Raw genomic sequence first — 22,836 nt, 5'->3', positions numbered from 1 at the left:
CAAATCGGAATTACTCCGCGTATCGGTCTGTTTACCGAAGCGTCGGTTGGAATCATCGGACGCGTGTCAGAATGCGGAGCATCAAGGAGGGACCTGCTCGTCACGTCGGTGACCGGTCCAGACCGTAGCCGCAGGCCTCTCATTGGTCGAGCGTCCCCTCCCCCTCCCGTTCGAGGTCGACGTGTACCAACTGTCCGTTGTCCTGTTCTTCATACTGTCCGCACTCTGGCCCGCGCCCGAGCTTCCCGTGTCAGAGCGCTGGCACGCGTGGCCGGTGGCCCGGGTCTTTCCCGTCACCCTGCCCGGGCTCAGCCCGTCGGGGGCGCGGGTCACGTACATGCTGGCCGGGGTCGCCCCTGAGGCGTCCTGCCGGGCGGCGTTCCAGCCTGCCGCCGTCCCGCCGGCGTGCCGGGTCGCCCTGCGCGCCACGTACGCCGACAGCACGAACACGTTCGTCGCCACCGTGGGCATCGCCGTGCTCGACGGGCCTGGGCTCTGGCCGTACGGTGCCGGGCGGCCCGCGACCGTGCGGCCCGTGGCCTTTCCCGGCGGGCCCGCGGAGCGGTTCGGCGAGCGGCAGTACTTCGCCGGGGCGCTGATCGGCTCGGCTGAGCACTACCTGGTGGCGGTCGCCGCCGGTTACGCGGACGGACGGCCGTACCGGCCTGGCGACCGGATCGTGCGGCGCTTACGCGACACCGCGCGGCAGCTCGCCACGACCCTGCACGGGACGCTGACCCGATGAGCAGGCTCATGCGGTTACCGCTCGTCCTGCTCCTCGCCGGCCTCCTCGTCGGTGTCGCCTCACCGGTCGTGTCCGACGACGGGGACGACGACGTGGGCATCGACCGGGACATCGACCGGGGCGCCGACCTGGGTGCGGCCGCGCGGGCCGGGCAGTGGCATCTCGGCGCGTTGCGGCTGCCCGAGGCCTGGCGGTTGAGCAAGGGCGAGGACGTGATCGTCGCCGTGCTCGACACCGGCGTGAACGGCCGCCACCCCGACCTGGCGGGCGCCGTGACCACCGGCCCCGACCTGACCGAGGCGGGCAGGACGCTCTGGGGGCCGCACGGGACCGCCATGGCCAGCCTGATCGCCGGGCGCGGGCACGGCGACGGGCGCGGCGTCCTGGGCGTGGCGCCCGCCTCCGAGGTGCTGTCCATCAGGGTCACCCTGGAGAACGGCGACCCGCGGCGCGAGAAGCAGCGCTCCGCCGGCCACGACGCGCTCGCCCGTGGCATCAGGTACGCCGTCGACCACGGCGCCGAGGTGATCAGCATGTCGCTCGGCGGCGGCAGCGGCGCCTGGGAGGGTTCGGCGGCCGAGGAGGAGGCCATCCAGTACGCGATCGGCAGGGGCGCCGTGCTCGTGGCCTCGTCGGGCAACGACGGCGACACCTCCAACAGGAAGAACTTCCCCGCCGCCTACCCAGGCGTGATCGCGGTCGGAGCGGTGGACCGGCGGCTCCAGGTGGCGGGGTTCTCCAACAGGCAGGACTACCTGTGCGTGGTGGCGCCGGGCACGGACATCGTGACGGCCGACGCCGCCGGCTCGTACGTGGTCAGCGACGGCACCAGTTCGGCGGCGGCCATGGTGGCGGGCATCGCGGCGCTGATCAAGTCGGCTCATCCCGGCCTGTCGCCGTACCACGTACGCACGGCCATCGAACTCGGGACCAGGAGGCGGCCCGCGGACGGCTACAGCCCGGCCTACGGGCACGGCGTGGCCAACGCGCTGCTGGCCCTGCGTGCCGCCGCTCGGCTGGAGGTGCGCGCGTCCGGGGTGCCGGGCCCGGGGGCGTACTTCGGGGCGGGACCGCCCGGCCAGGCGCCACCCTCCAGGGCTCCGGTGGTGGCGGGGATGCTGATGCTGGCGGCCGCGATGTCGGTACGGGTCATCATGGCCCATCGCCGCCGCGGCCGGGACTCCGTCTGACGGGCGGGGACTCCGTCTGGGCGGGACTCCGGACGGTCTGCCGTCAACGGGCAGGAGCCCTCCGAGCGGGATGCTCGAAGGGCCCGGACGCCGGCGAGGCCGGTCAGCCGATGTGCACCACGTCGTGCGTCTCCGCGAAGTGGCACGCGCTCTCATGCCCGGTCCCCGGCCGGATCTGCAGCAGGGGCTCCTGCTCGGCGCAGATCTCCTGCGCCTTCCAGCACCGCGTACGGAACCGGCACCCCGACGGCGGGTTGGCCGGCGACGGCGGGTCACCCTGGAGGATGATCCGCTCCCGCTGCTCGCGCCCCTCGGGGTCGGGCACGGGCACGGCCGACAGCAGCGCCTGCGTGTAGGGATGCGCCGGCCGGTCGTAGATCTCCGTGTCCTTGCCCAGTTCGACGAACTTGCCGAGGTACATCACCCCGACGCGGTCCGAGATGTGCCTGACCACCGACAGGTCGTGGGCGATGAAGATGTACGCCAGGTTGAACTCGTTCTGCAGCCGCTCCAGCAGGTTGATCACCTGGGCCTGGATCGACACGTCCAGCGCGGACACCGGCTCGTCACAGACGATGATCTCGGGCTGGAGCGCCAGCCCCCGGGCGATCCCGATGCGCTGCCGCTGGCCACCGGAGAACTGGTGCGGGTAGCGGTTGATGTGGTCCGGGTTGAGCCCGACCACCTCCAGCAGCTCCTGCACCTTCCTGCGCCGGTCGCCCCTGGGCGCCACCTCGGTGTGGATCTCGTACGGCTCCCCGATGATGTCGCCCACGGTCATCCGGGGGTTCAGCGAGGTGTACGGGTCCTGCATCACCATCTGGACGTTGCGGCGCATCCGCTTGAGCTCGCCGCCCCTGGCCTCGGCGATGTCGCGGCCGTTGATCAGCACCGAGCCCGACGTGGGCCGCTCCAGCGCCATGAGCACCTTCGCGAGGGTGGACTTGCCGCACCCGGACTCGCCCACGATGCCCAGCGTCTCGCCCCTGTGCAGGTCGAACGACACGCCGTCGACGGCCTTGATGGCGCCGATCTGCTTCTTGAAGAGCACGCCCTGCGTCAGCGGGAAGTGCTTGACCAGGTCGCGTACCTCGAGGATGCGCTCACTGTGGTTCGCCATCGAGGACCTCCCTCCAGTAGTGGCAGGCGCTGCCGCGCACGCCGCTGACCCTGTGCAGCGGAGGGACGTCGGTCACGCAGTTGTCCTGCCGGTACGGGCACCGCGGATGGAACGCGCAACCGGTCGGCAGGTCGAGCAGGTTGGGCGGCAGACCCTTGATGGCGTACAGGTCCTGGCCCTTCTGGTCGACCCGGGGGATCGACTCGAGCAGGCCCTTCGTGTACGGGTGCGCCGGCGACTTGTAGATGTCGTGCACGGGGGCGTTCTCGACGATGCGGCCGCCGTACATGACGGCGATCTTGTCGGCCACGTCGGCGACGACGCCCAGGTCGTGCGTGATGAGGATCAGGCCCATCCGGCTCTCGCGCTGCAGGTCGGCCAGCAGTTCCATGATCTGCGCCTGGACGGTCACGTCGAGCGCGGTGGTCGGCTCGTCCGCGATCAGCACCTCGGGGTCCAGCGCGATGGACATCGCGATCATGATGCGCTGGCGCATGCCGCCGGAGAACTGGTGCGGATAGTCGTTGACCCGCTGCCTGGCGGCCGGGATGCGGACCCGGTCCATCAGCTCGACGGCCTTCTTCAGCGCGTCGCGCTTGGACATGCCGCGGTGCACCCGGAACATCTCGCTGATCTGCCAGCCCACGGTGAACACCGGGTTGAGCGCGGAGAGCGCGTCCTGGAAGACCATCGCGACGCGCTGACCGCGCACCTGGCTGCGGGCCTCCTCGGAGAGCTTGAGCAGGTCGGTGCCCTTGAAGCGGATCTGCCCCTGCGGGATGACCGCGGGCGGCATGTCCAGGATGCCCATGATCGCCTGAGCGGTCACCGACTTGCCGGAACCCGACTCGCCCAGGACGGCGAGCGTCTCGCCGGGGCCGACCGTGTAGCTCACGCCGTTCACGGCCCGTACGATCCCCGCCCGCGTGCGGAACTCGACGTGCAGGTCGTCGACCGCGAGCAGCGGATGGTCGCCCAGCCCTCCCTCGGCGGGCAACACATCTTCTGACGTCTTCTTCACTTGATCCCCCCTTCTACCTGAGCTTCGGGTCGAGCGCGTCGCGCACGGCGTCGCCCAGCATGATGAACGCCAGCACGGTGATGCTCAGGAACACGGCCGGGAAGATCAACGGCAGCGGCGCGTCGAGGAACCTGGCCTGCGCGTCCGCGATCATCAGACCCCAGGAGATCTCCGGCGGCTGCACACCGACGCCCAGGTACGACAGCGCCGCCTCGGCCGCGATGAACCCGCCGAGGTTGATCGTCGCGACGACGATCACGGGGGCCAGCGCGTTGGGCAGCAGGTGCCTGAACATGATGCGCGAGGGACCGGCGCCGAGCGCTCGGGCGGCGACGACGAAATCCTGTGATTTGGCGGTGATGACCGCCGCCCGCATGATCCGGAACGTCATCGGCCAGCCCAGCAGGGTCAGTGCGATGACGACCAGCCAGATGCCCAGCCCGCTGCCGCGGAAGGTCGAGCCGATGAGCAGCGCGCCCAGGATGCTGGGGATGGCGAAGAAGATCTCGGTGATGCGTGAGGCCACGCTGTCGACGGCGCCGCCGAAGTAGCCCGCCACGAGGCCCACCAGGCTGCCGATGAGCGCGGCGAAGATCGTGGTGCTGATACCGATCTTCAGTGAGTTGGCCGCGCCGTAGATCGTCCGGGCGTAGAGGTCACAGCCCAGGTTGTCGCGGCCGAACAGGTGACCGGCGCTGGGGAGTTGCCTGGCGGTGCTCAGGTCGCAGGTCCTGGCGTCGGCGGGGTCGATCGAGCTGAACAGCGAGGGCCAGACCGCCATCAGCACGAGCACGGCGATGATGCAGCAGGAGATGATGAAAATGGGCCTACGTCGCAGGTCGTGCCAGGCGTCGGTCCACAGGCTGGCCGGCTTGGACGACTTGGTCTTCGCCGGCGGCCGTGGGGCCGGGCTTTCCGCGGGGGCGATGGCAGGCCCGCCCGGGCGAATGTCACTCATAGCGGATCCTCGGGTCGAGCACTGCGTACATCAAGTCGACAGCCAGGTTGGCCAGGATGTAAATCAGCACCAGGATTGTCACGATACCGACAACAATGGGCTGCTCTCTGAGATACACCGAGTTGAAGAGCTGGTTGCCGATGCCGGGCAGGTTGAAGATTCTCTCGGTGATCACCGCGCCACCCATGAGGTTGCCCAGGTCGGCGCCCAGGAACGTGATGAGCGGGATCAACGCGTTGCGCAGGCCGTGCCTGCCGACCACCCGCCGGCGGGACAGCCCCTTGGCGGTGGCCGTCCTGATGAAGTCGGCCCGTAGTGTCTCGGCCAGACTGGTTCTGGTGAGCCGGGTGAGATACGCGATCGACACGCCGGCGAGCACGAAGCCGGGCAGCAGATAGCTGCGCAGGCCGTTGGAGATGCCCGCGATCGGGAAGACGTCGAGTCCGGTCCACTGCTTGAGCTTCACGCCCAGCATGTACTGCAGCACGAAACCGGACACCAGGGTCGGCACCGAGATCAGCAGCAGCGTCGAGGCGAGGATCAGGGTGTCGGTCGCCTTGCCGCGGCGCAGCGCCGCCCAGAGGCCGAGGCCGACGCCGATGACCGCCTCGATGATCAGGGCGACGATCGCCAGATTGAGCGTGACCTGGAACTTGCCCTGCATGATCTGGGTCACGGGCACTTCGGAGAACGTGACGCCGAAGTCGCCTCTGAAGAGGACCCCGCTGATGTAGTACCAGTATTGGAGCAGCAGCGGGTCGTTGAGGTGATATTGCTCGCGAAGGATCGCGACGATGTTGGGATCCGCTCGCTTGTCACCGGCCAGCGCTTGGATGGGGTCACCAGGCAGCGCGAAGACGATGGCGAAGATGAGCAGGGTGGCACCCAACAACACAGGTATCGACTGAAGCAGACGCCTGATGATGTAACGGCCCATTTAAGCCTCCCGTACATGCCGAAAAGGCAACTCCACGCTCGGCCATTGGGGGTCGTGGCCGATGAGCTGCCTTCTGGCTAACCCTGCAGGGGCGGGCGCGCCGCGCCCGCCCCTGGGAACAACGTCAGGCCTTCTCGACGTCGGCCCACTCAACCTGGTTGAGCAGGTTGATCTTGACGTTCTTGACCTTCGTGGAGTAGCCGGAGTTGTTCCGGTAGAAGTACACCGGAATGTACGGCAACTCCTCGAGCAGGATGTCATCGGCCTGCTGGTAGAACTTCAGGCCCTCTTCGATCGTCTCCGCCTGGTCACCCTTGGCGATCAGGTCGTCGAACTCCTTGTTGGAGTAACCGCCGTAGTTGGAGCCGGTCGCGGCGGCACCCGTGCTGAAGATCGGCGACAGGTAGTTCTCCGCCGACGGGTAGTCGATGGCCCAGCCCATGCGGAACAGGCCCTTGTACTCCTTGGCGTCCAGGGCGTCCAGGATGCTGGCGAACTTCTCGAACGGCTTCGCGGTGGCCTCGATGCCCAGGTTGGCCTTGAGGTTGTTCGCGATGGCCTCGATCCACTCCTTGTGCGGACCGTCGGCGTTGTAGCCGATCTCGAGGGTCTTGGGGCCGCCCGCCTCCTCGTACAGCTTCTTGGCCGCGGCGGGGTCGTACGTGCAGGACTTGCACGCGCCCTGGCGGTAGCCCGCGATGGCCGGGTTGATGAAGTCGTCGGCGGGCGAGCGGGTGCCGGAGAAGACCGTCTCGGCGATGGTCTTCCTGTCGATGGCCATGGAGATGGCCCTGCGGACGTCGACCTTGTTCAGCTCGGGGTTGTACTTGAGCGGAACGCCGACGTAGCCGACACCGGCGTCCGGCTGGTCCTGGTAACGTTCGCCGAGCGTGGACTTGGCGGTCGCGATCGACGCCGGGCCGAGGGAGTCGTGGATGTCCAGGTTGTCGGCCTGGAGGTCGTTGAACGCCGTGTCCGAGTTGGTGTAGAGCTTGAACTGAAGCTTGGTCCAGCCCGTCGGCTTCTTGGCGGGGTACTTGTCGTACACCGACATGTCGATGGTCTGGTCAGTGCCCTTGCGGTAGGGCTTGTCCATCTTGAACAGGCCCTGGCCGATGGGCTTCTCGCCGTACTCCTGCGTCACCTTGCCGTCGGGGCCGAAGGCCGCCTTGGGCAGCGGGTAGAACGCGGTGTAGCCGAGCATGACCTTGAACTGCGAGAACGGCGCTGTGAGGGTGACCTGCAGAGTCGAGTCGTCAAGCGCTTCGAGGCCCTTCATGCCCTCGGCGGTGACTTCCTTGCCCTCGCCCGGGTTGAGGTCGGCGAAACCGTCGACGCGGCTGAAGAAGTAGCCCGCGCCCTGGGCGTTCTCCTGGTTGGCCGCGTAGTTCCACGCGTCGACGTAGTTCTGCGCGATGAGGGGCTCGCCGTTGTGCCAGGTGTAACCGGGCTTGAGCTTGATCGTCCAGACCTTCTGGTCGTCGCTCGTGATCGACTCGGCCGCGGCCTCCACTGCGTTCTTGTTCTCGTCGTAGTTGACGAGAGGCTCGAACAGAGCGGCAAGCGTCTCGGAACCCTCGGACTCGGTGGTGTTCGACGGAACCAAGAGGTTCTGCGGCTCACCGAGTTCCATGCGGACCGGCGTCTCTCCACCGCCCGCGGCAGTGCCGCCGGTTTCCGAGGCACCGCCGCCACACGCGGCAACCGCGAGGGCGAGCAGCGCGGTACCGGCGACGATCTGTGCGCCCTTAGTAACACGCATGGTGAAAGAATTCCTCCCTCTACAGGTGGGCGTAAGCGCTGAGCTGCGATGATCGTCAGCAGCCTGACGGGGGGTTCCTGGTTTCCCCCCGGATTTGGCTGACATGGTCAAACCAGCCGACGCCCTGCCAGTCGATCGCGACTATCCCTTACTACTTGCCACCAGGGAGTCTCTGGCGCGTTGCAGTTCGGTCACACGTGTGCCTATCCCGCGTCACAGACATTTCTCACAGTCGGTAGCAAACTGAACATACATGCCTCAACCGGGAGAGCCCGGACGTGAACAGTCGATGAAAAATACCCCCCGTCCAAGAGTGCTCGTGCCGCTGCCGCCATCGCCCGCCCGGCTGGGCTACGGTTGACCAGGTCTTGACGACGTCTTGGGAACCCGGCGCCGCAAGGCGTCGTCCAACAGACTGTCGCCGACCCGTGCGGCAGGCATCTCACCAACCCGGATCCAATAGAGTCCTTGCCATGAGCCAGCCGGAATCCGCTGTCGCGGACGCCCAGGCGGGCGGCCGAAGCGGGCAGGAGCCGCTGGCCAAGCTCGCCAAGAGATATGGACTTCGCCGTGCCATCGCCCGGCCGAGGTTTCCTGTCTACGTGCGCCAGCTCTGGGAGCGGCGGCACTTCATCCTGACGTACGCCACCTCGCGCAACGTCTCCAAGCACTCCGGCTCCGCGCTCGGCCAGTTGTGGCAGGTGCTGACTCCCCTGCTCAACGCCGCCATCTACTTCCTGATGTTCGGCCTCATCCTGGGCGGCGGCAAGGACATCGACAACTACCCGGCGTTCCTGCTGACCGGGATGTTCATCTTCACCTTCACCAACCGGACGGTCACCGCGGGCGCGAAGTCGATCTCGAGCAACCTGTCTCTCATCAGGGCGCTGCACTTCCCGCGCGCGTCGCTGCCGCTGGCGTACACGATCCAGGAGCTCCAGCAGCTCGCCTTCTCCATGAGCGTGCTCCTCGTCCTGGTGGTCGTCACCGGGGAGGTGCCCACCTGGTTCTGGCTCATGATCCCGGTCGTGCTCCTGCTGCAGACGTTGTTCAACATCGGCGCCGGCCTGGTGGTCGCCCGGCTCGGCGCCACCATGCGCGACCTCAACCAGTTGCTGCCGTTCATCACCCGCACCTGGCTCTACGCCTCGGGCGTCTTCTTCTCCATCCAGGACAAGGTGGTGGAGGCCGCGACGCTGCCGCAGTGGGTGGCCAACGTGATGTACCTCAACCCGGCGGCCTCGTACATCGAGTGGATGCGCGAGATCCTCATCGGGAGCCACAACACGGAGTTCGGCCACCACCCGCCGCCGATGGTGTGGATGTCTTGCGTATTCTGGGCGGTGTTCTCACTCGGCTTCGGCTTCTGGTACTTCTGGCGGTCCGAGGAGAGGTACGGGCGTGGCTGAACTGACCAAGGAGCTGTCACAGGTGAAGGGCGAGAAGCCCGCCGTCACCGGCAAGGATGTGAGAGTGCATCCCAACCCGGAGCCCCAGGGCAAGCGGCCACTGGACGTCCCCACGGGCACTCCGACCGTCATCGTCGACGACCTGCACATCGTCTACCGCGTCTACGGCGCGGCCTCCGGTTCGGAGAAGGGCAACGCGGTCAACGCCCTCACACGCCTCATCAGGCGCCAGGGCCGCCCGCAGATGAAAGAGGTCCACGCCGTCAAGGGCGTGACCTTCGTGGCCTACCACGGCGACGCCATCGGCATCGTGGGCCGCAACGGCTCGGGCAAGTCGACGCTGCTGCGGGCCATCGCGGGCCTGCTCCCGCCGCACAAAGGCGCCGTCTACACCGACGGTCAGCCGTCGCTGCTCGGCGTCAACGCGGCTCTCATGCGCGAGTTGACCGGCGAGCGCAACATCGTCCTCGGCTGCTACGCGATGGGCATGACGCCGTCCGAGGTCCGCGAGAAGTACCAGGAGATCGTCGACTTCTCCGGCATCGATGAGTTCGTCCAGCTGCCCATGTCCACCTACTCCTCCGGCATGGGCGCCCGCCTGCGCTTCGCCATCTCCTCCGCCAAGACCCACGACGTGCTGCTCATCGACGAGGCCCTCGCCACCGGCGACCGCGAGTTCCGCAAGAAGAGCCAGGAACGCATCCGCAAGATCCGTGAGTCGGCCGGCACGGTCTTCCTCGTGGCCCACGACCTCAGGGTCATCGAGGAGACCTGCAACCGGGTGATCTGGCTGCACAAGGGCAAGATCAAGATGGACGGCGACCCCAAGCAGGTCCTCGCCGCCTACAACAAGGGCTGACCCCCGCCCACCACCCTTCCCGTCCCCGGCCGCCTGCCCGCGGCCGGGCTTCCTTCATGCGCGAAACGAGGGTGACCGGAGGGGCGAATGACTGACAGCGAGCCTGCCGTTCCGATAGTATTCGAACGTCAATTCGAGCCGAGGAACGGCGATGGAGTGGGGGCGCGCGATGGGAGAGCTTTCGACCGCGATCGACCACCTGGACACCGAGGACGTGTCCGAGATCCCCAGGACGCAGCTCGCTGAGCAACTCCTGGAGCTGCACTGGCAGATGGCCAGGCTCCAGGCCCAGATAGCCCGCCGCACCGGCATCCGGCTCCCCTGACGCTTCTCAGGGACGACCACGGGTCCCACGTCAGCCGCGAGCCGGTCAAGGATGCGCGGCGTAACGGCGCCCGGCCACGTGGCGGTCAGCGGCCGTCTTCCTGGAGGCCATGGCCACGTGCGGCGGGTGGCGCAGGCCCACTCGGCCCGCCGTAAAAGAAAAAACCGCCCTGAAAGCGAACCGCATAAAGAGAAACCGCCGTAAAAGAGAAGCCGCCGTGAAAGCGAAACTGCCGGCCCCGAGAGAGGCGGGGCCGGCAGGGGGTGCTCGCGGCGCCGCTGCCCTGCGAGGGCGGCGCGATGCGAGCCCCGGGCCCGAGCGCGTCCGCCCAGGCCCGTCATGAGACCGCTTGCTTGCGCGGCGGCCCACCACCCACGCGCGCCAGTGCCCCGGGCGCTCGGCACCTGAGAGCGCCCTGTCGGCCTGCCGCATCAGTGCGGCGGTGTCCACCACAGCGAGACGCGGCGCCGCTTACGACGGCGTCCCGACCACAGCGGGACGTGGCGCCGGTTACGGCGGCGTCCCGATCACAGCGAGACGCGGTGTCCAGCTGGGGCGTGCGAACGAGCCCGCCCCGCGACCGTCACGGCCGGTTCCCGAGCGTCGGCACCTTGGGACGCCCGCGAACACGGGAGCTTCCCGCCTAGCTCACCAGCCCGGTGGTGACCCAGCCGAGCGCGGACGCCAGGCCCTGGTAGACGCCGGAGGCCCCACTGGCCGCCACGACGCCGGTGGCACCCTTGACGATCGGGGTGAGCGGGTCGACGGAGGCGCCCTGGAGCGTGCCCGTCACCGTGCCCATGGCGCCGCGTACGGTCGTGTCCTCCGCGGCGTACCCGCCCCGCGAGCCCGTGAACGCCGACGTCGCCGGCTGGGCCATGCGGGCCGCGCCGGACAGGAGGGGCAGGGAGGAGGTCAGTCCGCTCCCGCCGAGCGAGAACCCACTGAGGATCGGCGACAGCTCGGGCAGCGGTCCGCCGTGGTTGGTGACGTCCTCGGCCGAGTTCGGCGTACTGGTGTACGGGGCCCGGCTCTCGAAGATCGCGTCCTGCTCGGCCTCGGACATCTGCGTGCCCGTCGACTGGCCGTCCTTGGCCTTGCTGCCGCCGCCGAGGAGCCCGCCGAGCAGGCCCCCGCCGACCAGGCCGCCCAGCAGACCGCTGATGGGACTGAGTGCCCCGCCGACGCCTCCGACGTCGTACCTGGCGGCGTTGTATCGAACTTCCGCTTGAGCTGGTACGGACAGAGCCGCCGCCAAGCTGAATGCTGTGACGGCGACCGCCGCCTTGACTACTCGATTCATGATTGCCTTCCCGGCTCGTGATCGATCGCTCTCAAATGCGGTGGAAATGCGAATCGATAACCCCCGAATGCCGTGGCGTACGCGCTATGGGCACCACACGAAGCGTGCCGTCACGGCTGAGCTACGCAGCTGTTCTATCACTCTGAGTGACCGGCCGCAGGCGCATGAATGCCCATGTAGCAGGGGTTTGCAGGCCGGTTACCGAGTAGGGGGAGAGCGTTGAGCGGGCAGACAAAAAGGGAAATGCATTATTGATGCGGACGCGCGTGGAAGCGCGCCGATGGCCGGCGCGCAGCGCCTCACCGGCCCGTGAACAAAGGGTCGCGAAAAGATGTCACGGGCCGGTGGCGAAGATTTTCCGGTCGCGGTGGACGCGCTCAGGCGGGCAGCAGCGCCTCCGCGGCCTCGAACGGAAATCGGTCGGCGAAGGCCGGGCGCAGATCGGTGAGCCAGACCGCCGACGGGTCGTAGCGGGCGAAGAACGGCCGGCCCACCAGCGACGGGTCGCGGGCCTGAATGAAGTGGAGCATGAAGACCCGCTCCCCGGCGATCTCCGTGACGCCGTCGACGCACACCTTGCCCGGCGTCGCCGACATCGACGGCCCGCGCACGGTCCTGCAGAGCCCGGAGACGGAGGAGTACGCGTCCCTGAAGACCTCGTACGCGCGCGCCAGCGGCACCGCGAAGTAGTCCTGTGGCCCGGTGTCGCGCTCGACGAACATGTAGTAGGGGATCATCCCCATCCTGAGCTGCCGCCGCCACATCCCCGACCAGATGGCCGGATCGTCGTTGATCGACCTGATCATCGGCGCCTGGGTCCTGATCGTGGCGCCGGTGCCGAGTATGCGCTTGACCGCCGACTCGACCAGCGGCGACTCCAGCTCGCGCGGGTGCGAGAAGTGGGCCATGTAGGCGAGGTTCTTGCCGGCGTTCACCACCTCCTCGAACAGCCCGAGCGTGGCGTCCGCGTCGGGGTCGGTGGTGAAGCGCTGCGGCCAGTACGCCAGCGCCTTCGAGCCGATCCTGATCGACTCGAGCTGCTCCACCTCGAGCAGGGGCTCGATATATCGCCTGACGACGGTCTCGCCCATGATCATCGGGTCGCCGCCGGTGATCAGGACGCTGGTGACCTCGGGATGCCGGCGAATGTAGGCCACCATCTGGTCGATGTCGTCGGAGGCGAACTTCAGGTCCGCGTCACCGACGAACTGCGCCCATCTGAAGCAGTAAGTACAGTACGCGTGACAGGTCTGCCCCTGTTTAGGGAAGAACAGCACAGTTTCGGGGTATTTATGCTGCATACCCGGGACAGGCTCCTCGTCCAGCTTGGGGACGTTGAGCTCTTTCTGGCCCGCTGGATGCGGGTTGAGCTGCGCGCGGACGCGGTTGGCCTCCGCCTGGATCTCCGCGTTCGGCGCCTCGGCCTTGAGCAGGTCGGCCAGCCTGGCGACGTCGGCGGCGGGAAGCATGTCCTCCTGAGGGAAGACGAGCCGGTACATGGGGTCGTCGAGGGCGGCCGACCAATCTATGAGTTCATCCACGACATAGGCGTTGGTCCGGAACGGCAGCACCGTGGCGACGGCGCGGACCTTCAGCCGCTCGTCGTCGCCGAGCCCCGCACGCTTCAGGAGCTCGTCGAGGTGCTTGGACGTGTACGCCCGAAAGCGTCGTGTGCCTGCTTGGTTCAAGATCACTAAGCCTGTCCTATCTTTTTTGTTCGATCAGGTGTAAACCTCACGACCCCGTCGCGCGTCTACGGTCCTTAATACCCGGACGCGGCGCGCCGCGTCACCGGTTCCGCTGGGCTCCAAGTTTCTCTTGAGGTTCGCGGACACTCGCGACATATCGCGAATGGGCATACACTGATTTTTCATGAGCGACGATTCCGACCTGCGCGCCTCAGACGCCGATCGCGACCACGTGGCCGCGGTGCTCGGCGAAGCCCTCGCCTCAGGAAGACTCACCAGCGTCGAGCACGCCGACCGTCTCGAATCCGCCTATACGGCGAAGACGGTCGGGGAGCTCGTCCCCATCACGCGGGACCTGCCCGCGGTGTCCGCGTCCAACGTGCCCGCCGCGATCGAGCAGCAGGTCATCGACTCGAAGTTCAGCAAGATCGTCCGTAAGGGACGCTGGGTCGCCTCCCGCAACACCCGGCTGTCCGGGCGGTTCGGCGCGCTCATCATCGACCTGTCGGACGCCGTGCTGCCCGGCCGCGAGATCACGATCGAGGCGGACGCCTGGTTCAGCAAGATGATCGTGCGCGTTCCTGAGAACGCCCGTGTGATCGACGAGGGCCGTTCGATGTTCGGCAAGCGCGACGTGTCGGGCGGCTCGCAGGCGGACGGCCCGCTGATCCGGGTCACGGGATCGTCGAAGTTCTCCAAGGTGATCGTGTCCAGGAGCACGGACGACTGGAACCTCCGCTGACGATCCCCGGCCACGCGGGCGTTTCAGCCGTCGAGCGTGGCCGCGTGCGACTGGAAGGCGTCGCCGGGGGAACCATGAGGGTCTACCCGCCGGTTTAACCTGGCAGCTGCCTCGCCTACGATGCGGACATGCCGAGCCCGCGTTCCGGCCAAGCCGTGACGGCGGGCTCGATGCCGTACGAGGTGATCATTGTCCGACAGCAGGCCCATCGCGCTCGACGCCATGGGCGGCGACCACGCACCACACGAGATCGTGGCGGGAGCGGTGCACGCCGTGCGGGAACGCGGCCTGTCCGTCGTCCTCGTCGGCTCCCCACGCGTGCTCTACGAGGCGCTGGCCGACCACGACGCCACCAAGGAGGTCCCCATCGTCCGGGCCGAGGAGGCCCTGGCGATGGACGAGGGCGCGCTGGCCAGCCTGCGCCGTCCGCGTTCCAGCATCGCGGTTGCCTGCCACCTCGTACGCCGGGGCGACGCGAGCGCGGTCGTGTCAGCGGGCTCCACTGCGGGCCTCGTGGCCACCGGCAGACTCAGGCTCAAGGCCCAGCCAGGCGTGCTCAGACCGGCCATAGCGGTCGCACTCCCCACGCATCCCCGGCCCACCCTCCTCCTGGACGCGGGCGCCAACGCCGAGGCCAAACCCGAGATGCTGGTGCAGTTCGCCCAGCTCGGGGCGGCGTACGCCGAGCTCGCGTACGAGATCGACTCCCCCAGCGTCGGCCTGCTGACGATCGGCAGCGAGCCGGAGAAGGGCAACAAGCTCGTCAGACGCGCCCACGAGCTGCTGCAGGCCGCGTCCGGCCTGCGCTTCGCCGGCAACGTCGAGGGCCACGACCTGCTGACTGGCAAGGTGGACGTCATCACCACCGACGGGTTCACCGGCAACGTGGCACTGAAGAGCGTGGAGGGCGCGGTCCGCTACGCGTTCGCCGAGCTGCGGGCGGCCGTCAGCGAAAGCAGCCTGGCCAGGCTGGGCGCCGCGCTGCAGCGCTCGCGCATCCGCGAGTTGCGCCACCGCCTCGACGCGGAGGCGTACGGCGGCGCCGTGCTCCTCGGGCTGAACGGCACCGTCGTGATCGCCCACGGCTCGTCCAAGGCCCAAGGGATCAGCGCCGCGTGCCGGCTCGCCGCCGACCTGTCCGGCGCCGGCACCGTGGCCGCGATCGGCGACCGGATAGTCCCCGCGCATCGCGCCCCGAGACTGTGGTGAGCCTTTAGGGTGTGAGACCGATCCACAGAATCGGGGGGTCATGTGGTCGGGCTCACTTCGGCACAGGTGGCGGCGGCGAAGGCCAACGACGTACCGCGCCGGTCGAGCAGGTCGCTCAGCGCGATCATCAGAGCGAACGTCTTCACCCTGTTCAACCTGGTCATCGGCGTCCTGTGGGCGCTGATCCTGATCTTCGGCGAGTGGCAGGACAGCCTCTTCGGGCTGATCATGGTGGCCAACGCGTTGATCGGGATCGTCCAGGAGCTGCGCGCCAAGCGCACTCTCGACCGGCTCGCCGTGATCAACGAGGCGCCCGTACGCGTCCGCCGCGACGGCAGGGAGCAGCGGATCGAGCCGCGCCGGGTGGTGCTCGGCGACCTCATCCTGCTCGGCCCGGGCGACCGCCTGCTGGTCGACGGCGAGGTAGTCGAGTCCGACGGGCTGGAGGTGGACGAGTCGCTCCTGACCGGCGAGGCCGACCCCGTGCACAAGCGGCCGGGCGAGCAGGTCCTGTCGGGCAGCTTCGCGGTGGCGGGCGCGGGCGCGTTCGTCGCCACGAAGGTCGGCACCGACGCGTACGCCTTACGCCTCACGGAAGAGGCCAGCAAGTTTCACCTGGCCCACTCCGAGCTGCGCCAGGGCGTCGCCGACTTCATCAAGTACATCACCTGGCTGGTCATCCCGATCGGCGCCCTGCTGATCCACAGCCAGCTCAGCAACTCGGCGGACTTCCGCACCGCCATCACCGGCGCGGTCGCGGGCATCGTCACCATGATCCCCGAGGGCTTGGTGCTGATGACCTCCATCGCGTTCGCCGTGGGCGTCATCCGCCTGGGCCGGCGCCGCTGCCTGGTCCAGGAGCTGCCCGCGATCGAGGGCCTGGCCAGGGTGGACGTACTCTGCCTGGACAAGACGGGCACCCTCACCGCCGGCGGCATGGACCTCGACCAGGTGCTGCCGCTGGGCGACGGCCACCCCGTCGACGCCGCGCTGGCCGCGCTGGCCCACCTCGACCACCAGCCGAACGCCACCGCCCAGGCCATCCGGGCCCGTTACCCCGACTCCGCGGACGGGTGGAAGGCCGGCGAGACCGTGCCGTTCTCCTCCGCGCGCAAGTGGAGCGGGGCCGACTTCGGCGAGCGGGGCACGTGGCTCCTGGGGGCTCCCGACGTGCTGCTCGACGGCGGCCACGGCTACGACCTGGCCGCCGAACTGGCCGCCACCGGCACCCGCGTGCTCGCCCTGTGCCGTGCGCACGACCTCGCCGCGGCGGACTCCGCCGAGGCCGTCGCGCTGGTCACGCTCAAGCAGCGCATCAGGCCCGACGCCGAGGAGACCCTCCGCTACTTCGCCGCGCAGGGCGTGACGGTCAAGGTGCTCTCCGGCGACAACCCGGCCGCGGTCGCGGCCATCGCGACCAGCCTCGGCATACCGGACGGCCACCGTGCGGTCGACGCCAGGACCCTCCCCCACGACCCGGACGAACTCGGCGAACTGCTCGACTCCCACACCGTCTTCGGCCGGGTCAGCCCCCGGCAGAAACGCGAGTTCGTACGCGCGCTGCGGGCTCGCGGCCACACCGTGGCCATGACCGGCGACGGGGTCAACGACGTGCTGGCGCTGAAGGACGCCGACCTGGGCATCGCAATGGGCGCGGGCAGCCCGGCGACCAAGGCGGTCGCGCAGGTCGTGCTGCTGGACAACCAGTTCGCCACGCTGCCGCACGTCGTGGCCGAGGGCCGGCGGGTGCTGGCCAACATCGAACGCGTCTCCGGCCTGTTCCTCACCAAGACCTTCTACGCGATCGTGTTGTCGCTGGCCGTTGGGGTGGCCGGGGTGATGTTCCCGTTCGCGCCGCGCCACTCGACCCTGACGAACGCCCTGACCATCGGCGTCCCCGCGCTCTTCCTCGCGCTCGCGCCCACGCTCGAGCGGGCCAGGCCCGGGTTCGTCCGGCGGGTGATGCGCTTCGCCGTACCCGCGGGGGTGTTGTGCGCGGTGGCGGTCCTGCTGTCGTTCTGGGCCGCGCACAGCGGCACCTCCACGCTCGTCCAGGACCAGACGTCCGCGGTGATCACCCTCTTCCTCACCACGTGGTGGGTGCTGGTGCTGATCGCCAGGCCGCTCAACTGGTGGCGCGTGGCACTGGTCGGGTCGATGGCGGTGGCGTTCGGGATCGGGCTCACACTGCCCTTCGTCAGGGAGCTCTTCGCGCTCGAACCCGGTGACCTCGGCAACGACCTGACCGCCGTCGGTATCTCGATCGTGGCCGCCGTCGCCATCAGCGCCGCGGTCAAGGTCGCCGGTACCCTTAGAGCATGACCGACCCGCAGATTGTGCTCACCGAGCGCGTCCAGCAGGCGCTGGCCCGCGCGTTCGGCTCGGAGCACGCCGCCGCAGACCCGCTGATCCGGCCGTCCCAGTTCGCCGACTTCCAGGCGAACGTCGCGATGAGCCTGGCCAAGCGTCTGCGACGGGCCCCGCGGGAGGTCGCCGAGGCCATCAGGGCGGAGCTGGCGGACTTCCCCGGCGAGGTCGAGGTCAGCGGCCCCGGGTTCCTCAACATCACCCTCGGCGACTCGTGGATCGAGTCCGAGGCCAGGCAGATGCTGGCCGACCCGCGGCTCGGCGTCGCCCCGATCACTCCGGCGCAGACCGTGGTGATCGACTACTCCGCGCCCAACGCGGCCAAGGAGATGCACGTCGGCCACCTGCGCACGACGATCGTCGGCGACTCGCTGGCCCGGCTGCACGAGCACCTCGGCAACACCGTGATCAGGCAAAACCATCTGGGCGACTGGGGCACGCCGTTCGGCATGCTCATCGAGCACCTGCTCGACATCGGCGAGGAGACCGCGGTCGCGCAGCTCGAAGCCGGCATGGGCACGGAGTTCTACCAGGCGGCGCGGGCCAAGTTCGACGGCGACGAGGCGTTCAAGCTGCGCGCCCGGGTGCGGGTGACCACGCTGCAGTCGGGCGATCCCGCCACGATGCGGCTCTGGCACGTCTTCATGGACGCCACCCTCCGCTACTTCAACAAGGTCTACCGCCTGCTCGGCGTCACACTGACCGACGACGACATCGCCGGCGAGAGCATGTACAACACCATGCTCGAGAAGACGTGCGAAGACCTGGAGACCTCCGGGGCGGCGGTGATCAGCGAGGGCGCGCTCTGCGTGTTCCCGCCCGGCTTCACCGGCTCGGACGACAAGCCGCTGCCGCTCATCATCAGGAAGAGCGACGGCGGCTACGGCTACGCGTCCACGGACATGGCGGCCATTCGCTACCGCGTCCACGACCTCAAGGCCGACCGCATCCTCTATGTCGTCGGCTCCGAGCAGGCGTTGCACTTCAAGATGGTGTTCGCCGCGGCGAAGATGGCCGGGTGGCTGCCCGACACGGTGTCGGCCGAGCACGTGCAGATCGGCATGATGCTGGGCAAGGACGGCCGCAGGTTCAAGACCCGCTCCGGCGAGTCCGTCAAGCTGATGGACCTCCTCCAGGAGGCCATCGACCGCGCCGCGGCGGCGATCTCCGACCGGGGTTACGACGAGGGGACCCAGAAGGAGATCGCGCACGCGGTCGGCATGGGCGCCGTGAAATATGCCGATTTGTCGGTCAGCCACAACAGCGAGTACGTCCTCGACTTCGACCGCATGCTCGCCTTCACCGGCAACACCGCCCCCTACCTGCAGTACGCGCAGGCGCGGATCCGCTCGATCTTCCGCAGAGGTGGCGTGGACCCCGCCACGGCGACCGCCCCCATCGTGCTCGGCCAACCCGCCGAGCGCGCGCTGGCCCTGCAGTTGCTCGGCTTCGGGTCCGTGCTGGAGCAGACGACCGAGGCCAGCGAGCCGCACCGGCTGTGCGCGTTCATCTACGCCACCGCCACCGCCTTCACCGACTTCTTCGAGCAGTGCCCGGTGCTCAAGGAGGGCGTCGACCCGGAGACCCGGGCCTCGCGACTGGCCCTCTGCGCGCTGACCCTGCGGGTGCTGGAGACGGGGCTCGACCTTCTGGGCGTCCCTGTTCCCGAGCGCATGTAACAGGCAGTTGGCTCAAAGTCTCCCGTTCCGTCGTGGGCGCGCCTTCACCCCGTTGGCGCGCCCCAACAGCTAGGCTTTACGCGGTCATCATCAGAGGCCGAAATGGGGGAGTTCTCTGCCTTGAGCACGGACCTGACTGCGAGCCCCCAAGCAGCGACGGAGGTGCACCGCTACGCCGAGGCGTTGCTCGCGCACCTCGCCGCCGACGGCAGCGCACCTCCCGCCCCACCGGGCTTTCGCGACGTACCCGGCTACTGGCTGCCCCCGGCCGTCGAGGCGCTGGTCGCCATACTCAGCGGCGACGACCCCCTCGACCCGCTGAGCAAGGCGGCCGGCCGCGAGCAGCAACACACGGCGCTCTTCCTGTGCCTGGCCCTCGCCGTGTCCGGGCAGGGCAGTCGCATCCACGCCTCCTGGCTCGGCACGGCGTTCGGCGAACTGTCGCTCGACCGGCCCGTCACCCACGGCCAGCGCTCGCTGTGGCTGGCCGCCGCCAGGGGCGCCTACGGCCCCGCCGGCAAGATCTTCGTACTACGCAAGCTCGACGCGCTAGCCGTGCCCGAGCACGCCGATCCGCAGCAGTGGCTGCAGGCGCTCCTGCCGGATGAGCCCTCGGTCGTGGTGCCTCCGTCCCTGATCGACTTTCCGGAGATGGCGGAGATTCCGGAGCTGGCCCGGCCGACTCAGGCCGCCGGCCGGCTCGCCAGGCTACGCGGCCGCTGTGCCGAGATCACCTCGGCCCGGCAAGGTGAGCACGACTCCCCCGCGCCGCTCGACAACAGCGCGGGCAGTCCGGCCACGACGTGGGCCGAGGACGAACCGCTGGCGGTGCTGCGGTCCCTGGTCGGCCTGAGTGGACCGGCCGGCCCGATGGCCTCGATCAACTCCTACCTGCTCGACGACCTGAGCCCCGGCGCCGACCCGCACCTGGCGGCCATCGCGCTGCACGTGGCGGGGCCGATCCTGCGTGGCGTCGCGGAGGAGCTCGAAGCCGACAGCCGCCTCGAACCGCCCACCACGCTCACGGTCCCGCTCCTCGGCCACCGCATCCATCTGCGCCCCGAGGGCCCCGACCAGGAGTCGCTCGCCACCGCGGAGGCGGCGATCGTCGCGGACGGAGTCGTGCCCCGCCCCCGACCGTGGGCCGCCATGCTGCTGATCGTGGCCGGCGTCGCCTGCCTGGTGGGCGCGGCGTTCGCCCCGCTGCTCGCCGCCGCGGGCGTCGCCATGATCGGCCTGGCCGGCTGGCAGCTCTGGCAGCGCCGCAAGTTCGTCGAGGCCGACGCCCGCTACGTCGCCGCCCAGGTCAACGAGCTGAAGGAGCTGGCAGAGGGAGCGGTGTGGGCCCTGCACGCCTACGCCCGCGAAGCGGACACCCGCGCGAAGCAAGCAGCCGACGACGCAGCCGAACTGACGCGACTGATCCGCCGCGGCCCCCGCGCCGCATAGCCCCCGACCCACTCAGCACGACACCCGAACCATGCCCTTACGCCTGGCTCCTGGGCGAGCGACCGCCCAACGCGACGGCCCTGAACCTGTCCAGGGTTGCTCAGCGTGACAGACCTGGGCCTGCTCGGACGCTCGAGACCAGCCCGGACCCAGGCGACAATCACCTCACGCAGAGTGATGGGCCCGCACTTCGAACCCACGGTCCAACACCGCGTGGAGGGGTGGCAATCTCGCTCCGGCCGACCGCCTCTCGAACAGGTCGGAGAGCGGTAAGTGGGATCGGGAACGGGGGGTGGTCGACGTCCCGTCACCCGGGGTCGATGCTCCTGGTCGAGTACGAAGGCCGCCCAGGTGGCCGTGTATAGCCGGGCGACTCCGGGCCTGCCCGGTGCGCCCCGATGCATTCGGGCAATCCCGAAGCCGCTCAGGTGGTCTCGATCTCTACGTGAGCGGGCGCGAGCAGGAAGACCCGTTCGGCGATGCGCTCGATCCGCCCCTCGCAACCGAACGCCAGCCCGGCCGCGAAGTCGACCATTCTCGTCGCCTCGGGCAGCGCCATGCCCGTGACGTCCATGATCACCGTCTGTCCGTCACGGAAGTGCTGACCGATCAACGGCGCGTCGTTGTACTTGAGCGGCTGGACCATCACGATGCGTGACGCGTCGACATTGGCACGCCACCGCCTGGCGGCCCGCTCGGTGGCGGGGACGTACTCGTCCTCGTAGTGCTCGTCGTCGTCATAGGCCTCGTCGTAGTGATCGACCCCGCTCAGGCCAAGGTAGCTCACCACCTTGCGCACTGCCCCCATCGGCTTGTCCTTTCCTCAGGAACTCACCGTAATCGGCACGTCCCTACACATTGGACGGTAACCGACGATTCCGCATTCGCCACGCGACACGCCCAGCCCTAATTCCATTTTGTACGGCTTGCAACCCGCTTGCAGCTGGATTTCCACCCCTCCGGATACCATCAGCGGCATGCGCCTCTTCACTGTGGATGCCTTCACCGACACAGCTTTCAAGGGTAATCCTGCAGCGGTCTGCTTGCTGGACTCTCCGGTTACTGACCGATGGATGCAGAGCGTAGCCGCCGAGATGAACCTCTCCGAGACCGCCTTCCTGCTCGGAGATTCCCTCCGCTGGTTCACCCCTGCGACGGAGGTCACTCTATGTGGTCATGCCACCCTCGCGACCGCTCACGTCCTCTATTCCACGGGCGCGGCGACAGGTCAGCTCGAATTCAGCACGGCCAGCGGCACGCTCACCGTGAATCGCCTGCCCGACGGCACGCTCACAATGGATTTCCCGGCCAAGGAGGTGACCCCCGCGGCCGTTCCCGCCGGCCTGGAGAAAGCACTCGGCGTCACCCCGGTGCAGGTCGGAAAGAGCCACCTCGACCTGCTCGTCGAGCTGGACTCCGAGCAGACGGTGCGCTCGCTGGCCCCTGACATCGCCGCTCTTGGGGCCGTGGACGCGCGGGGCGTCATCGTCACGGCGCTCGGCACGGAGACGGACTTCGTCTCCCGCTTCTTCGCCCCCAACGTCGGCGTACCGGAGGACCCGGTGACGGGCTCGGCCCACTGCGCGCTCTCGCCGTACTGGTCGGCCCGGCTCGGCCGCGCCTCCCTGACCGGCGCCCAACTGTCGGCCAGGGGCGGCATCGTCCACGTGACACACGACGGCAACCGAGTCCGCCTGGCGGGACGGGCCGTAACGGTGCTCACGGGAACCCTGGAGATCTAGCCACGGGGCTGCCGACCGCGCGAGCGCTTGATGGCAGGTGACGCAGAGACGGGTCGATGATGGTCGGCCGCTGCTCGGCGCGCAGCGCCTTCCCACCGAGCCCAGGCGGGAACCAGGCAGCCCCCCGTCCGCCCGGAGCCCGATAACAAAAAAGGGCCCCACGCACCCGGCGTGAAGCCCCGCCCACCAACAACGGCAGGCCACAACAGGAAAAGCCCCCGACCTACTGGTCGAGGGCCTCCCCCATATTAACGATTGTCCGGCGGTGACCTACTCTCCCACACCCTCCCGAGTGCAGTACCATCGGCGCAGAGAAGCTTAACTTCCGGGT

Annotated in this window: 19 protein-coding genes and 1 rRNA gene; 11 read left to right on the top strand and 9 right to left on the bottom strand. The window is 68.6% G+C overall.

The features are described 5' to 3' along the window. The first annotated feature begins 142 nt into the window (after positions 1-142). Both ITP53_RS25335 and ITP53_RS25330 read left to right on the top strand, forming a co-directional pair. A complete protein-coding gene (locus ITP53_RS25335) occupies positions 143-745 on the top strand; it encodes a hypothetical protein (RefSeq protein ID WP_195897941.1) in 603 nt (200 codons plus the stop codon). Then, positions 742-1,935, top strand: coding sequence for a S8 family serine peptidase (locus ITP53_RS25330; protein ID WP_195897940.1), 1,194 nt, complete (start codon positions 742-744; stop codon positions 1,933-1,935). The genes ITP53_RS25335 and ITP53_RS25330 overlap by 4 nt, the downstream gene beginning before the upstream one ends. A gap of 103 nt (positions 1,936-2,038) precedes the next feature. Here ITP53_RS25330 and ITP53_RS25325 read toward each other — a convergent pair whose 3' ends face one another. The 5 genes from ITP53_RS25325 to ITP53_RS25305 form a co-directional block, all read right to left on the bottom strand. After that, positions 2,039-3,055 carry an ABC transporter ATP-binding protein gene (locus tag ITP53_RS25325; protein WP_195897939.1) on the bottom strand — a complete coding sequence of 339 codons (1,017 nt, stop codon included), beginning with the start codon at positions 3,053-3,055 and terminating at the stop codon, positions 2,039-2,041. Beyond that, entirely contained in the window at positions 3,039-4,076 is a 1,038-nt protein-coding gene (locus ITP53_RS25320; RefSeq protein WP_195897938.1) for an ABC transporter ATP-binding protein, read from the bottom strand. Before ITP53_RS25320 ends, ITP53_RS25325 begins: the two co-directional genes overlap by 17 nt. Positions 4,077-4,089: 13 nt before the next feature. Continuing rightward, the gene (locus ITP53_RS25315) at positions 4,090-5,034 is read right to left on the bottom strand and encodes an ABC transporter permease (RefSeq protein ID WP_195897937.1); all 945 of its coding nucleotides are present in this window, start codon (positions 5,032-5,034) and stop codon (positions 4,090-4,092) included. Beyond that, the gene (locus tag ITP53_RS25310; RefSeq protein ID WP_195897936.1) at positions 5,027-5,971 is read right to left on the bottom strand and encodes an ABC transporter permease; all 945 of its coding nucleotides are present in this window, start codon (positions 5,969-5,971) and stop codon (positions 5,027-5,029) included. Before ITP53_RS25310 ends, ITP53_RS25315 begins: the two co-directional genes overlap by 8 nt. A gap of 124 nt (positions 5,972-6,095) precedes the next feature. Beyond that, positions 6,096-7,733 (bottom strand): peptide ABC transporter substrate-binding protein, encoded by a 1,638-nt coding sequence (locus ITP53_RS25305; RefSeq protein WP_195897935.1) that lies wholly within the window; start codon positions 7,731-7,733, stop codon positions 6,096-6,098. 473 nt (positions 7,734-8,206) lie between these two features. Between ITP53_RS25305 and ITP53_RS25300 the strand changes: the two genes are divergently transcribed. The 3 genes from ITP53_RS25300 (at position 8,207) to ITP53_RS25290 (ending at position 10,326) form a co-directional block, all read left to right on the top strand. Next, complete coding sequence (locus ITP53_RS25300) at positions 8,207-9,142, top strand: ABC transporter permease (RefSeq protein WP_195897934.1); 936 nt, start codon at positions 8,207-8,209, stop codon at positions 9,140-9,142. Beyond that, a complete protein-coding gene (locus tag ITP53_RS25295; RefSeq protein WP_195897933.1) occupies positions 9,135-10,001 on the top strand; it encodes an ABC transporter ATP-binding protein in 867 nt (288 codons plus the stop codon). Before ITP53_RS25300 ends, ITP53_RS25295 begins: the two co-directional genes overlap by 8 nt. A 151-nt stretch (positions 10,002-10,152) precedes the next feature. Beyond that, the gene (locus ITP53_RS25290) at positions 10,153-10,326 is read left to right on the top strand and encodes a hypothetical protein (RefSeq protein WP_195897932.1); all 174 of its coding nucleotides are present in this window, start codon (positions 10,153-10,155) and stop codon (positions 10,324-10,326) included. A gap of 643 nt (positions 10,327-10,969) precedes the next feature. Here the strand turns inward: ITP53_RS25290 and ITP53_RS25285 are convergent. Both ITP53_RS25285 and ITP53_RS25280 read right to left on the bottom strand, forming a co-directional pair. Beyond that, positions 10,970-11,629, bottom strand: coding sequence for a hypothetical protein (locus ITP53_RS25285; protein WP_195897931.1), 660 nt, complete (start codon positions 11,627-11,629; stop codon positions 10,970-10,972). Positions 11,630-12,006: 377 nt separating this feature from the next. After that, complete coding sequence (locus ITP53_RS25280) at positions 12,007-13,323, bottom strand: KamA family radical SAM protein (protein WP_195897930.1); 1,317 nt, start codon at positions 13,321-13,323, stop codon at positions 12,007-12,009. Between the two features lie 178 nt (positions 13,324-13,501). Here ITP53_RS25280 and ITP53_RS25275 point away from each other — a divergent pair, with 178 nt between their 5' ends. From ITP53_RS25275 to ITP53_RS25255, 5 genes are all read left to right on the top strand, one after another. Next, positions 13,502-14,059, top strand: a complete 558-nt coding sequence (locus ITP53_RS25275; RefSeq protein ID WP_195897929.1) for a DUF1707 domain-containing protein — start codon at positions 13,502-13,504, stop codon at positions 14,057-14,059. A 189-nt stretch (positions 14,060-14,248) separates the two neighbouring features. Continuing rightward, positions 14,249-15,268, top strand: coding sequence for a phosphate acyltransferase PlsX (gene plsX, locus ITP53_RS25270; RefSeq protein WP_268961136.1), 1,020 nt, complete (start codon positions 14,249-14,251; stop codon positions 15,266-15,268). Positions 15,269-15,310: 42 nt separating this feature from the next. Beyond that, a complete protein-coding gene (locus ITP53_RS25265; RefSeq protein WP_195897928.1) occupies positions 15,311-17,590 on the top strand; it encodes an HAD-IC family P-type ATPase in 2,280 nt (759 codons plus the stop codon). Further along, on the top strand, positions 17,587-19,314 hold the full coding sequence (gene argS / locus ITP53_RS25260) for an arginine--tRNA ligase (protein WP_195897927.1): 1,728 nt from the start codon (positions 17,587-17,589) through the stop codon (positions 19,312-19,314). Before ITP53_RS25265 ends, argS begins: the two co-directional genes overlap by 4 nt. Before the next feature lie 120 nt (positions 19,315-19,434). Then, positions 19,435-20,763, top strand: coding sequence for a hypothetical protein (locus ITP53_RS25255; protein WP_236051169.1), 1,329 nt, complete (start codon positions 19,435-19,437; stop codon positions 20,761-20,763). 424 nt (positions 20,764-21,187) lie between these two features. On the opposite strand, the gene ITP53_RS25250 is transcribed toward ITP53_RS25255, so the two are convergent. Beyond that, entirely contained in the window at positions 21,188-21,571 is a 384-nt protein-coding gene (locus tag ITP53_RS25250) for a cell division protein SepF (protein ID WP_195897926.1), read from the bottom strand. A gap of 169 nt (positions 21,572-21,740) precedes the next feature. Between ITP53_RS25250 and ITP53_RS25245 the strand changes: the two genes are divergently transcribed. After that, a complete protein-coding gene (locus ITP53_RS25245) occupies positions 21,741-22,505 on the top strand; it encodes a PhzF family phenazine biosynthesis protein (RefSeq protein ID WP_195897925.1) in 765 nt (254 codons plus the stop codon). Positions 22,506-22,762: 257 nt separating this feature from the next. Here the strand turns inward: ITP53_RS25245 and rrf are convergent. Next, a 5S ribosomal RNA gene (gene rrf, locus ITP53_RS61740) occupies positions 22,763-22,836 on the bottom strand; the annotation flags it as partial.

Origin of the sequence: Nonomuraea cypriaca (assembly GCF_015645445.1) — a bacterium.
GTDB lineage: Bacteria > Actinomycetota > Actinomycetes > Streptosporangiales > Streptosporangiaceae > Nonomuraea > Nonomuraea cypriaca.
The sequence above is the reverse complement of the archived record's forward strand: the minus strand, read 5'-3'. Positions and strand labels throughout refer to the sequence as shown.